This window comes from Flavobacterium sp. 140616W15, assembly GCF_003668995.1.
Lineage (GTDB): Bacteria > Bacteroidota > Bacteroidia > Flavobacteriales > Flavobacteriaceae > Flavobacterium.
In genome coordinates, this window is the sequence record NZ_CP033068.1 from 1,917,797 (window position 1) to 1,931,556 (window position 13,760).

Annotated in this window: 12 protein-coding genes; 5 read left to right on the forward strand and 7 right to left on the reverse strand. The window is 32.1% G+C overall.

The features are described from left to right. Positions 1-80 precede the first annotated feature (80 nt). The 4 genes from EAG11_RS22160 to EAG11_RS08120 form a co-directional block, all read right to left on the reverse strand. Entirely contained in the window at positions 81-425 is a 345-nt protein-coding gene (locus EAG11_RS22160) for an acyl-CoA dehydrogenase (protein ID WP_242499298.1), read from the reverse strand. After that, the gene (locus EAG11_RS08110; protein WP_242499299.1) at positions 383-2,338 is read right to left on the reverse strand and encodes an acyl-CoA dehydrogenase family protein; all 1,956 of its coding nucleotides are present in this window, start codon (positions 2,336-2,338) and stop codon (positions 383-385) included. Before EAG11_RS08110 ends, EAG11_RS22160 begins: the two co-directional genes overlap by 43 nt. A gap of 230 nt (positions 2,339-2,568) precedes the next feature. After that, positions 2,569-3,357: an SDR family oxidoreductase gene (locus tag EAG11_RS08115; RefSeq protein WP_129538741.1), complete on the reverse strand. Its 789-nt coding sequence runs from the start codon at positions 3,355-3,357 to the stop codon at positions 2,569-2,571. A 60-nt stretch (positions 3,358-3,417) separates the two neighbouring features. After that, a complete protein-coding gene (locus tag EAG11_RS08120) occupies positions 3,418-3,990 on the reverse strand; it encodes a Crp/Fnr family transcriptional regulator (RefSeq protein WP_129538742.1) in 573 nt (190 codons plus the stop codon). A gap of 196 nt (positions 3,991-4,186) precedes the next feature. Between EAG11_RS08120 and EAG11_RS08125 the strand changes: the two genes are divergently transcribed. Further along, positions 4,187-4,417, forward strand: coding sequence for a DUF4287 domain-containing protein (locus tag EAG11_RS08125; RefSeq protein ID WP_129538743.1), 231 nt, complete (start codon positions 4,187-4,189; stop codon positions 4,415-4,417). Positions 4,418-4,500: 83 nt separating this feature from the next. Continuing rightward, the gene (locus EAG11_RS08130) at positions 4,501-4,950 is read left to right on the forward strand and encodes a GNAT family N-acetyltransferase (protein ID WP_129538744.1); all 450 of its coding nucleotides are present in this window, start codon (positions 4,501-4,503) and stop codon (positions 4,948-4,950) included. A 131-nt stretch (positions 4,951-5,081) separates the two neighbouring features. Here EAG11_RS08130 and EAG11_RS08135 read toward each other — a convergent pair whose 3' ends face one another. The 3 genes from EAG11_RS08135 to EAG11_RS08145 all read right to left on the reverse strand — a co-directional run bounded on the left by EAG11_RS08135 (position 5,082) and on the right by EAG11_RS08145 (position 10,843). Next, positions 5,082-6,548 (reverse strand): DUF1254 domain-containing protein, encoded by a 1,467-nt coding sequence (locus tag EAG11_RS08135; protein WP_129538745.1) that lies wholly within the window; start codon positions 6,546-6,548, stop codon positions 5,082-5,084. A 310-nt stretch (positions 6,549-6,858) separates the two neighbouring features. Further along, positions 6,859-9,075: a glycoside hydrolase family 3 C-terminal domain-containing protein gene (locus EAG11_RS08140; RefSeq protein ID WP_129538746.1), complete on the reverse strand. Its 2,217-nt coding sequence runs from the start codon at positions 9,073-9,075 to the stop codon at positions 6,859-6,861. A gap of 220 nt (positions 9,076-9,295) precedes the next feature. Then, positions 9,296-10,843 (reverse strand): DUF6377 domain-containing protein, encoded by a 1,548-nt coding sequence (locus EAG11_RS08145; protein WP_371414632.1) that lies wholly within the window; start codon positions 10,841-10,843, stop codon positions 9,296-9,298. Between the two features lie 345 nt (positions 10,844-11,188). Between EAG11_RS08145 and EAG11_RS08150 the strand changes: the two genes are divergently transcribed. The 3 genes from EAG11_RS08150 to EAG11_RS08160 all read left to right on the forward strand — a co-directional run bounded on the left by EAG11_RS08150 (position 11,189) and on the right by EAG11_RS08160 (position 13,620). Then, positions 11,189-11,866 carry a response regulator transcription factor gene (locus EAG11_RS08150; protein WP_129538748.1) on the forward strand — a complete coding sequence of 226 codons (678 nt, stop codon included), beginning with the start codon at positions 11,189-11,191 and terminating at the stop codon, positions 11,864-11,866. Next, positions 11,859-13,121 (forward strand): HAMP domain-containing sensor histidine kinase, encoded by a 1,263-nt coding sequence (locus tag EAG11_RS08155; protein ID WP_129538749.1) that lies wholly within the window; start codon positions 11,859-11,861, stop codon positions 13,119-13,121. Before EAG11_RS08150 ends, EAG11_RS08155 begins: the two co-directional genes overlap by 8 nt. Before the next feature lie 70 nt (positions 13,122-13,191). Further along, on the forward strand, positions 13,192-13,620 hold the full coding sequence (locus tag EAG11_RS08160; protein ID WP_129538750.1) for a PepSY-like domain-containing protein: 429 nt from the start codon (positions 13,192-13,194) through the stop codon (positions 13,618-13,620). Positions 13,621-13,760 lie beyond the last annotated feature (140 nt).

Here is a 13,760-nt window from a genome sequence, read left to right on the forward strand (position 1 = left end):
AGTTACATTAGATAACAAGGTGAGCTAAAAATTGTTTAATCTTCATGTCAACATTCACAAACAAAATCAACAATTAATGACTACCTCAATATTGGTGCTGCGAGGCAACTTTCGGGAATATCAAATGCATTGACCAACGAAACTGCATCGGGTCTGATATCCCAGCAAAGCTGATTAACCATTTTACGAATCGCCTTTGTTTTAACAGCTTCCATATATCCATCTTCAAGATACCATCCTTTATTTTTTTCTATTTGAGCAAGAGCATACAAGTGACATAATTTTGATAAAATCTCTTTAACGTTTACATCTTTAACTGACTCTATTGCAAGTTGAATCTGTTCTAAAACGATTCGTTCCAAATAGGCTTGAGCCACATCAATCATTTGGTGTTGCACCACATTAAATGCATCGTAAGGCTCCAATCCGCTATCAATAAGTTTTTTATACGCTTAGCCGCTGATGCCAATGTTGTTTTTTCTCGGTGCTGAAATGCTAATAAATGAAACTCATTATCAAGCAAATGCACATCGTCTGTTTTACGAGTTGCAATTGGGTTTTTCTCAGAAATAACTGTTTTTGCATTTTCATAAACATAATTAATAATTCCCATTGTTCCCATTTCTCCAAACGATTTTCTAAATTCGGATAAACGATTTTTAGCTACCAATTGCATTAATACAGTATTATCCCCTTCAAAAGTGGTATAAATTTCGGTGTCATTTTTTAACGCATCGATTCTATTTTCAGACAAATATCCTTTGCCCCCACAGGCTTCACGGCATTCTTGTAAAATATCTCTCGTACTCCATGTTGAATAGGATTTCATTCCTGCAGCAAGTGCTTCGATTTCCTGCATTTCTGATTCTTTCTTATTCAGGAAACGATTGGTAAGATATTGCAAAGCAAAATGAACTGCATACGTTTTTGCCAGCTGTGGAATCAATCTGCGTTGGTGCATACGATAATTTAAAATAGGAACTTCTGAACCACCTTCAGGTCCAAATTGTCTGCGTTGATCGCTATATCTAATCGTGATTGCCAGTCCTGATTTAGCTGCAGCCAATGCGGAGCGCGGAATCCCTATTCGTCCTCCAACCAATGTTCCAAGCATGGTAAAAAATCGTCGGTTATCACTTGGTATTGGGCTTTCGAATTCCCCTTTTTCGTTGACAGAAGCAAATCTATCTAACATATTCTCTTTTGGGATAACCACATTGTCAAAGCTAATTGTTCCGTTATCTACTCCGTTTAACCCCATTTTATGCCCACAATCTCCAATAGTAACACCATTTATAGTATTGCCAGCTGTATCTCTTAAAGGCACAATAAATGCGTTTACTCCATAATCAACATCATTAATGAACAATTTTGCAAACACAGTTGCCATCTGCCCGTGTACTGCCGCATTACCAATATATTCCTTTTGTGCAGTTGCGTTTGGTGTATGAATGGTAAATGTCTGGTTATTGTGATTGTAAGTTGCAGTAGTTTCAAGTCCCTTAACATTCGATCCATGATGCGTTTCGGTCATAGCAAAACATCCTGGTAGCTTAAGCGAACCTATATCTTTTAGGTATTTGCTATAATGTTTTTCTGTACCCAACGATTGCACACTCATTCCCCAAAGTCCGAATTGTACACCAAACTTGATTACCAAACTTAGATCATGGTAACTTAGCGTTTCCATAATGGCAAAATAATCGGCTATATTTTCTCCTCCACCATATTGCTTCGGATAGGCCATATTACCAAGGTTTTCCTTAGCAAGGATTTTACACCATTCATATACTTTTGCACGATAAACAGTAGTATCTGTAGAAGTTTCATAAGCAAATTCAGGTTTGCTTATCACCGTTTTTACTCTTTTTATAATTGAAGCTTGTTCTCCATCCAAAATCTCAGTAAGTATTTTGGTATCAAAACTACTCTCGGTTTTATAATTTGAAGTAAATGAAGTCGCTGTTTTTTTAAAAGCTCCTATAGCTTCTTCACCAAATACACCAAGATCATTTTCTAGTTTTGTAAAAACAGGTTCTAATTCTTTTAGACTTTTATCATCTCCTGAAAGAGCTAAAACTATATCAAATATAGATTTAACAGACTGTTTATCCTGAATACTTTTCTCGATATCTATCTTCCATTTTGTAAGCTGTTCTCTAGATGGAGGTGTTGAAATATCAATTTTTGAAAGTAACTCTTCCTGTTCTTCTTTGGAAAGCCAATTTTGCGAACGAATGAATTCTTGCAAGGTAACGAACTCTTTTTGTGTTAAAAGGTCATCTGACCAAACAAGATAAAAAAGTGGTATAAAGGATTTGAGTCTTGAATTTTCCATAGTAAGCTTATTTTTTAACTTTTGTTAAATTAATGAATTTTACCAACTAAAGTGCGTTAAGAATCTCACAATTGTTTATTTCATAGAAAACTATTTGAGATAAATAAGGTTCTGAGGTTCAAAGCTAAAAAGCTTCGTGGAACTTAGAATTTATTGGGGAAGCTATGTGGAATAACTGTCTCATATCATTATAAGTGAGAAAAATTAAGATGTTTTTCTCTTTTACCTCTTTAGCTATTTACTTTTCCATTCATCATTTTACTTACTATATCAATCATTGTTTTTCTTGGTAATACTCTTGGTAAAAATGATTGTAAATAATTTGCAGTACCTACAATCTTAAAGCTTTTATTTTTTAATAATGCTGAAATTCCTTGTTTAGCAACTGTCTCTGGAGTGTCTGCGGCCATACCTTTAGTATTTGCTTTTGCAACCGATTGGAAACCTGTGGCAGTATTCCCTGGACATAGTGCTGTAATGGTAATACTATGCTTAGAATATTCTCCTTGTAATGCTTCTGAAAAATCTAATACAAATGATTTACTTGCACAATATACTGCAACATATGGGCATGGCTGTAATGCGCCGGTTGAAGCTACATTTATTATTCCACAATCCCCTTTTTTCAGCATATCTGGTAATACCAGATGGCATAATTTGACTAATGCATTAACATTTATTTCGATCATGTCTTCATAATCTTCTATACTTTCGTCTAGAAAATTTACCCATTTACCAAATCCTGCATTGTTCACCAGCAAGTCAACAGACAATTCAGCTTGTTTTATCTGATTGTATAATTTTTGTGGCGTTTCTTTTTGCAAAAGATCTCCTGTAAGCACTGTTACTCTTACATTATACTTTTTAGTAATTTTTCGGGCTATGACTTGCAGTTTATCTTCAGATCGAGCTGTTAATATTAGATTTGCTCCTTGTTTTGCTAGTTCATAAGCAAATGCTTCTCCAATACCAGAGGATGCCCCAGTAATAAATGCCGTTTTGTTTTTTATCGTTTTCATTTCTTTAATTATTTCTGACACAAAATTCAGTAATAACCAAAGCAATCTACTTGATCTATGTTAGGAAATTATTTGTTTACGAATTCGACTCAAACTTTCGGGTTTGATTCCTATAAACGACGCTATATATTGAAGTGGGACATTTTGTATCATAGCAGGATTATCGTTCAGGATTTTAAGATAGCGTTTTTCAGCTGATAACGCAATGATGTCATTTGTACGCTGCTCATTATAAATTAAAGATTTTTCATAAATAATTCTGGCAAAATCTGCCCACTTTTGGCTTTTATGGCATAATGTATCCAAATCGCTTTTGGTAATTCGCAACACTTCACATGCAGTAAGACATTCAATATTATCTACCGCAGGAATACCTGTTACAAAACTATTAAAAGAGGTAATGAATCCAGAAGGACAATTAATATGCGTAGTTATCTGATCGCCATTTTTATTATAAAAAGCCCTGATAAACCCCGAATTAATAAAATATAAATATTGAGCTATCTTGTTTTCTTTTTCCAAAATTTCTCCTTTACCGCAACTTACTGGCTCAAAAAAACGTTCAACCAAGATTGCATCCGAATCATCAATGGTAATAATCTCCGCGACAAGCTCTAGTAGTTTTGTATACATTATATCTTTATTGTTTTAGTAAATTACTGTAAAGCTACAAACTCTTTCTGAGTTAAGAGGTTATTCAATTAGAGTGAATTAGTAATTTTAAAAATGAAAAAATATTCTTTTAGATAAACTAAAGAATATAAAAATCTATATTTTTATAGTTGTTTTCTGAAATAAAATTTAATATTAACCAATAAACCAACATTTTATGTCATTTCAAGGATACTTAAAAACAATTAAAGAAAAAACAGCTAATGGTCCAGCTGAATTTAGAACTTTGGCAGAGCAAAAAGGTTTTACATTAAATGGGAAACTTAAACCTGAAATAAAAGCTGGCGATATTACAAACTGGCTTAAAGAAGATTTTGATTTAGGACAAGGGCACGCAATGGCGATTTATGCACTGCTCAAAGGAATCAAGGACGAAAATAGTCTATAAGGTTCTGAAGTTCAAAGCTAATAACTTTGCTAAATGTAATTTTCTTTGCCAAATAACCAAAATACAATAAATTTAAAATTAAGATGAGAATAATTTCGGTAAGGGAAAATCCCGAATATAAAGATAAGGCAATACATTATTTTCAAGATAGCTGGCCAGAAGTACCTGCAGTTATTTATGAAGATTGTATTACACATAGTATTAATGCTAAAGATTCATTGCCTCAGTGGTATATATTAGAAAAGGATAATACTATTATTGGCTGCGCGGGTCTTATTACAAATGACTTTATTAGCCGAATGGATTTATATCCTTGGGTATGCGCCATTTTTATAGATGAAAAACACAGAGGAAATTCATATGGATCCTTATTAATTGAAAAAGCAAAACAAGATTCAAAAAAAGCAGGATTTAATAACTTACATCTATGCACTGATCATGTCGGTTTTTATGAGAAATATGGTTTTAATTATATCGGACAAGGGCATCATCCTTGGGGAGAAGAATCTAGAATTTATCAGATAAGCTTATAAGTTATTACTGCTAAATTCTTCTTTTTAAAACTTTGCAAAATGCTTTTAAGCTATTAAAAAACAGAGACACTACCATTCATCTATTTTGAATTTAGTGTCTCTTTTGTCTATTGAAATATTTTATACTAAAGTTATTCTGATACAGCTACTGTAACCGGTACTGATTCAGTTACTGGAGCTATTGGAACTGTTTTTTTTATTGAAGGTATGATCCATTTTCCTTTTAACATTTGTTCTTTTGGAGAATATACTCGCAATACTATATTAAATTCTCCAGATGATACTGGCAACCAATTATTTTCTCTGATTTTTCCGGGATATGATCTTTGAAAATAAATATCTATCGAACCATCGGCATTTCTAATTAATGAATCACGATTACCTATTGTAAAACGGTTCATAGGATTGGCAACAAATGCTCCTTTAGCATCATAGGCTGTTAATGACCAAAAGGCATTTGCTAATGGAATTTCATCCTGATTAAAATGAATCGTATATTTATTGGATCCATTTAGTTTATCACCTCCCTCATCGACCATACAAGAAGAATTAATTATATCTTGAGGAAGATTAATTTCTAATCCTTTATAGGAAATCATTGCTCTGTGCTTATAATCAGTTCCAAATGCTCCTAATTTTAAATCTATTGGAGTCCATCCGTTCTCTAGTTTTGGAGGCATTGTTATCTCTTTATTTAGTGCTCCTAGCATTTTATCTGGAAGTGCCCTTACTACTGATTGCACTGAACTATTAAAGCCACTTAAGTTGAATTTACTTCCTGGTTTAATTCCAATTGTAGCAAACATTTTTACCGTTTCAGCATCTTTGTCTCTTGGCGGATTATTAGCCATTAACTGATTTACATAATTAAAAAACTCTCCAATAGGTATTTTAGAAACAATTTCACTTGGCGAACCTTTTGGAACCGATGAATCAATTTTACCTTTTGGAGCAACATAATCTGTAGCCCAACCACTCAAAGGAATTAATTTATATTGTCGTTGCAGCTTATACACTTTTAGTCCATCAACATAACTATTCATTTGAATTTGATTAATAATACGTACCATATTGGTAGGAGACTTAATTTCTTGCATTCCTATCGGAACTGGCTCAGTAGATTTTGGTCCTGTAATTAAGAAATTTGCTGCTCCTGTTCCTGTAGTTCTTTTATTTAATGAGGAAAAAATATTGGTGTATGCATCTTGCATCGAAAGCTGATAGTACCTTCCATATGTATCAGGAACTGAAAGCACTATAGGTTCTTTGCTTAAATCTAGCCAAGCCGATGAATAATAAGTATCGGCATTAAGTCGTGTACCATTTTTAAGAGTAGCATCCGGAAACGTTGATTTATGAACAAACTGGTTCATAGGTGCTGCCATACTCCCTACCTCTTCCGCATTAGTTGATTGTCTGCGGGCAATATCCATTAATACTAATGGTAAACCATACAAATAAGCCATTTCGGCTGTTTTTATAATCGTACTATCATCGTTTACAATAGCTGCTTTTTTTTCAGTAGTCGCTTCTTTTTGATCCTTTTTGCAACCTGTGAATAAGCAAATTACAAAAATCATTAGCATAAAGTTCTTCATGTTTTTTGAATTTAAATGTAAAGCAGTGATACTTTACGATTAATAAATATTTTAAGAACAATCAATTAGACTCTTTTATATTATGTATTTCTCCCTACTATTAAGCTCTTACACCTTATAACTAATCCTACTTTATAACTTTAATCTATCTAAACACTTGAGGTTTGTTTCTATTAAAAAAAACAAAAATGGTATAGTAAATTTAAGCAAAAAAATCCCGATTACCACAAAAGGTAATCGGGATTATGCAAACTAACTAACCAACCATTGAAGCACTAATTATAAAGCTTCAAAAGCATCTTTTGTGAAACTATTTTAAAGTAAACTTCACTTTTGTTTTAATATCTGTAGAAGAAGCTCCAATTAACGCTTCGAAGTCACCTGGTTCAGCAACCCAGTCATGCTTAACAGGATCGAAAAAGCTTAAAGCTGCTTTATCAACTGTAATTGAAACTGTTTTTTCTTCTCCTGCTTTTAGATTTACTTTCTCAAATCCTTTCAGTTCTTTGATTGGACGTGGTAAAGATGATTTTAAATCACTTATGTACAACTGAACTGTTTCTGAACCATCTTTAGTTCCTGTATTTTTAACTTTTACTGTAAATGTAATTTTATCAGCGGCAGTTATCGTTTTTGCATCAGCAGTAACTTTTCCGTATTGGAAAGTAGTATAACTTAATCCGTGTCCAAAACTAAACAATGGTTTTACTTTTTGCTTATCTGCCCAACGGTATCCTACAAAAATACTTTCGTTGTATGTTACTTCTTCTTTTCCTGGAAATTCTCCCAAAGCATGTGCTCCGTTATCTTTTAATTTTACAGGGAAAGTAAATGGCAATTTTCCTGAAGGGTTAGCATCTCCAACTAAAACTGAAGCCAAAGCATTACCTGTTTCTGATCCTAAAAACCATCCTTGTACAATTCCAGGTACTTCATTTACCCATGGCATTGCTACTGCATTTCCTGAGATATTGATGAATACTAGGTTTTTATTTACTTTAAGTAATTCAGTTATAATTTTATCTTGATTGTATGGAAGCTCTAAACCTAAACGGTCAACACCTTCAGCATCTTGATAATTACTTTTGTTCAATCCACCTACAAACAATACGATATCAGCTTTTTTAGCAACATCAATAGCTTCTGCTAATAATTGGTCTGCTGGACGTTTCTCTGACAAATCTTGTCCTGAAACAACTCCGTTGTAATTCCCCTCAGCGTCACCTACATATCCACGAGCATAGATAACTTCAGCTTGTGTTCCCACTCTTTTCTTTAAACCGTCTAATGGTGAAATTTCATATTTAGCTTTTAATGAAGAACTACCTCCACCTACTGTCATCATCTTTATTGCATTCTCTCCAATAACAGCAATTTTCTTCGTTTTGTTAAGATTAATTGGCAGTATATTATTTTTGTTCTGCAATAAAACGATTCCTTCTTCGGCAATTTTGCGACCAGCAAGACCATGTTCTTCTGTTCCAAACGAACCATATGGTCTGTTTTTATCCATTGTAGTAAGGAAAGCTAATCGAAGGATGTTACGTATTTTTTGATCTAATTCTTTAGTTCCTACTTCTCCTGATTTAATTAAATCTAGATAAGGTTTTGCTAAGTAATAATTTTGATAAGCATTGCTTGTTCCTGCAGATAAACCATTTGTCCATGTTCCAAACTCCATGTCTAAACCATTTGTAATTGCTTGACGTGTGTTACTTACTCCTCCCCAATCGGCAACAACAGCTCCTTTAAATCCCCATTCTCCACGAAGAATATCATTTAACAAAAACTCATTATGGCAATTAGGCTGTCCTTTATATTTATTATAAGATCCCATTATAGTCCAAGCATCTCCTTCTTGAACAGCTGCTTTAAATGCTGGCAAATAGATCTCGTACAAAGCACGATCATCTACATTTACATTTACAGTATGCCGATTTGTTTCTTGATTATTCAATGCAAAATGTTTTACACAAGCTGCAACACCGTTTTGCTGTACGCCTTTAATATAAGGCACTACCATTTTTGAAGCCAAAAACGGATCTTCTCCCATATATTCAAAGTTACGTCCGTTAAGTGGCGATCTATAAATATTTACACCTGGTCCTAACAAAACAGTTTTATTACGGTAACGTGCTTCCTCACCTATAGATTTACCATATAATGAAGACAATTCTTTGTTCCAAGTTGCTGCTAAAGCAGTAAGAGCTGGAAAAGCAATACAAGAGTCATTTGTCCATCCGGCCTGATCCCATTCATCCCATAAAACTTCTGAACGAATACCGTGAGGTCCGTCTGTCATCCAGAATTCAGGAATTCCTAAACGTGGTACTCCAGGCGAACTAAATTTTGATTGTGCATGAACCATTGCCACTTTTTCTTCTAGTGTCATTCTCGCAAGTGCATCTTCTACACGTTCTTGAATTGGCTTTTTATCATCTAGATAAACTGGTACTTTATTTTGTGCATTCATTCCGAATGTACCTAATAAGAGCAAAACAACAACTGCTTTAATGTTTCTAAACATAACTACTTATTTATTAATAATTTATTTTAATATAATGACAAAACTTAAATCTTACTTAATCTTAAATTAAGATTCATGTAATTACATTGTAAAACTAAAACGATATAGTATAATTAGAAAGCGCTATTAAAGAAAAGTAGCTACAAAAAAACACAACTAACTAAAGAACAAACAGTTAACTATTTTTATGTGATAAAAAAAGTAGTAGAATTAAAATAAATTAATGCGTTTTAACAGCAATTGATCCTATTTTAACAACCATTTCTTCAAAATCATTACGAGAAACTGCCGCTTTATTTCTCGCTCTTGTACGGTAATTATAAATAGTGCTCAAAGAGTAACGAAGGAAAGCAGCAATTTTTACACTGTCATTAATACCAAGTCGTATTAAAGCAAAAATTCGCAACTCTGTATTTAACAATTCTCCTTGCTTAAGTACAATTTGTTCTTCGGTAATAAGCAACGAGTTAAAGTCTTTCACGAAAGTTGGATACAGATTTAAAAAAATCGTATCAAAGTTTTTATATAATTCTTCTAGCTCATTATCAACCAAAGTATTTGATTTTAAAATCTTATACAATTCATCAAATTGTTTGGCTGTTGCTTTCTTATTTAAAGTAATACGATACGTTTCGAGCTTATTGATATAACTAGAACAAAGACTAAAGAAATGGGCAATATATTCCTCTTTAATATGATTGGAATCAGATAATTGAGCATTTCGTTCCTGTAGCTGATTATTTGTTTTACTGATGTCTGCATTTAATTTTACCAGTTCTTCGCTTGTTTTAGAAAGTTCTTCCTTTATTCTGGAAACTCTCTTCATCTGTTTGTAAACATAAATCACTGCCAAAACGAGGAATACTGATAGCACACTTATCAATATCAAATACAATTGCAATTGACTTTTGCTTTTGGCTTCTTTATCTAGATAAGCTGTATTGATAATCGAAAATACTTCAGACATTTGAAGTGTACGGAATTGTACATTACAAAAAATAGCGTCTTCGATAGCTGATTTTGTCAATTTATAAGCCGTATCTACATCTCCTAATTCATAATAAACTAAAGCTAATTCCTGAATTGAAGCGTTGTCTTTTATTGAGTTTTTTAAATCAGCAGTTGCGGATATAGCGAAATACGTTTTTTTTAATTCTAAATTCTCTTTCTTTTTATTAATGCTTCCCAAAAGGTAGCCAATCATAGCATATTGCGGGTTGTCATCCTTTGTTTCTTTTAGCAATTGAATCAGGTCTTTCTCGGTTCTACCAATTTGCCCCTCTGAAATATTCTTTTCGGCAAGATTGATTTTATACTTCAGCGATTGAGGATTTAATATTGCTAACAGTGAATCACGATATTTTACAACTTGCTCAACATACATCGGATTGTAACTATTAGTCGAATAATGCGAGAAAAACTCACGATATGCTTCGTAGTAATCTGGAAGTAATTTCGGTGATAGGAGCTTTTTATTTATACTTTTTAAGATTTCTTCAGACTCACGGTATCTCCCCGATGAGGAATATAGATTTGCTAATTGTAATTGGGCTGTTTCTACTAAATCTTTTTTATGTAACTCATAAGCAATCTTCAGATTCTTCTTGACATACAAAATTGCCGAATCTGATTTGAATTTTTGGTATTCTTTATATAACGTTTGGTTATAATTATACTCTTGATAATCGGATAAATCCGTAGATTTTATTTTCTTAAAATTAGCAATTCGTTCTTCTTTTATGGCATCATATTTCTGTTTGTTTTTCAAAGCCAAATTCAATTTTACAAAAACAGAATCAGCGCTGTTATCCGCAGAAACAGAATGGCAAACAATAACCAGAAAAAAAAACAATAGAGTATTTTTCAAAACCGTTTTCAATATAAAAATTACGATAGCCAAAGATAGTAAAGTGCAACAAAAGAAATATTTTTTTATACTATTAAACCCTTTAGTAAAAAGGTACCTCAAATCATATTTTTTCTAAAAAACAGATAGTCTTTAATAAACTAATATCATATATTTCAAAGTATTTGGTAAGAGTCAATCCAAATTTTAATATTTAAAATCAATAAAATTCAGAATTCATTCAGAATTGAATTAGTAAATTGCGTTATGAAAATTTTGATAATAGAAGACGAATTAGAAATAGCTGCAAGTATAAAAAGTTATTTCAAGCCCAATGGGATTCATTGTGAGACCTCTGGATCTTACAAAGACGCTCTGGACAAAATTAATCTTTATGATTATGATTGTGTATTATTAGATTTAATGCTTCCCGATGGTGATGGATTTGATATACTAAAAGAATTAAAAAAAAGAAATAAAACTGAAGGGGTTATTATTATTTCTGCCAAAGAAACACTAGATACCCGAATTGAAGGATTCAATCTAGGTGCTGATGATTATTTAACAAAACCCTTTCATTTATCTGAATTATTAGTACGAATCCAAGCACTTATACGCCGTAAAAATTTTAAAGGAAATAATACTGTTATCTTTAATGAAATTGTTATCGATATCTTATCTAAAACAGTCACTGTAAACAATACAAAACTAGATATCACAAAAAAAGAAATAGACTTATTACTGTTTTTAATAGGCAATGAAAACAAAGTACTCTCAAAGGGAGCTATTGCCGAACATCTTTCGGGGGATATGGCTGATATGCTGGATAATCACGATTTTGTTTATGCACATATAAAAAACCTAAAAAAGAAGCTAAGCAATGCTAAAAGTGGTGATTATATAAAAACGATTTATGGTTTAGGATACAAATGGGATAATGAATAAAAAACTTTTAAATAAAACGACTGCCAGTTTTTTGTTATTTTCAGTTTTGATACTGTTAATATCAGTTCCTGCTTTTTACTACATCACAGAACGGTTATACATTGAGGAAACTGATGAAACACTCTCTTTACACAGAGATGAATTCTTAAAAGAAGAATTACCTAAAATGAACAGCAATGATATCTCATTGTGGAATAAATACAATCGAAATGTTCAGATTATTCCGTCTCATATTGTTACTAAAGACACCATTTTTGATAAGATTTATTTTGATGAACTCGAAAATGAAAATGAACCTTACAGAGAACTTAATTCTCCAATAGAAATAAATGGGCAACCTTACACCTACGTTGGAAGAATTAATTTGATAGAAAAGGAAGATTTAATTGTAAGTATTGCGTTATTGTTTTTAGTAGTTATTATTATTTTACTTTTAGGCATATTACTAATTACTAAAGTTTTATCCAAAAAACTTTGGGCTCCTTTTTATGATACGCTAAATCAGATTCAGGGATTTGAAATAGATAAAAACAATAAGCCAAAATTTATGCATACTGATGTTGAAGAGTTTAACGGACTTAACAAAAGTTTGGATCGCCTTATCGAAAAAAATACCGACATTTATAACAATCAGAGAGAATTTGTCGAAAACGCAGCTCATGAATTACAAACACCATTGGCGCTTTTTCAGACAAAAATAGATACCCTCTTTCAGCTTGACGTAACAAAAGAGCAGTCGGAAGTTTTAAGTTCCCTAAATAAAGATGTTTCACGATTAAATAGATTAAATAAAAACCTTTTGTTATTATCTAAAATTGAAAATGAAAATTATCTAGACAAACAGCACATCGTTATAAATGAATATCTAAAAAAACATCTTGACTTTTTTACTGAGCAGGCAAAGGCTAAGAACCTCAACATTGTTATAGAATATGCAGAAAAACTAAAAATAGAAGGCAACCCCTCACTAACAGAAGTGCTTATTAATAATTTGTTTCTCAATGCTATTAGACACAATATCAAAAATGGGGAAATCAGTATTATAATTACTAGTGAATCTATTACGTTTTTAAATACAGGTCAGGAAACATCATTGATCGTAGATAAATTATTTAATCGTTTTTCTAAATCTAATCCATCTTCGCAAGGAAACGGCTTGGGAATGGCAATCATAAAAAAAATTACCGAAATAAGTCATTGGAAAATAGACTATGCATTTGAGAATAATTTACACCGTTTTACCGTTAAATTCTAAAAATTCAAACTTCCTACAGAATTCTATTCTAATTTTGAACTGTAGATTTATTAATAGAAACTAAGAATACATGAAAACATCAATAATAGCACTATTCGCAATATTAATTTCAACTTTTGCAATGGCTCAGGACTTAACTCCAAAAGAGGTTCCTGGAATTGTAAAATCAACTTTTTTAATAAAATTTCCAGATGCTACCAATCCAAAGTGGGAGAAAGAAAATGACAACTATGAAGTTACCTTTACCTATGATAAGGAAGTACAATCGGCTATACTAGATAGTTCTGGAAACCTTATTCAAACAGAAGTTAAAATAACCAAAGAACAATTACCTAATAGCATTTTACCATACGTTAAAGTGAATTATCGTCGTAAAAAAATTAGAGAAGTTGCTAAAATCACAGATGTTAATGGTAAAGTTTTTTTTGAGGTAGAAATCTATAAAAAAGATTTAATATTCGATCATAAAGGAAATTTTGTCAAAGAAATAGCCAAATAAACTATCGTGACTTTCATCTTAGATAGGTATCAAAATTACTAATACTGATACATTTAATCTAAATACATTTTTAATAACTGAATTTATAAATGCTATATAGGACACTCACCTATATCTAGCACAGGAATCTTTTTACCTAT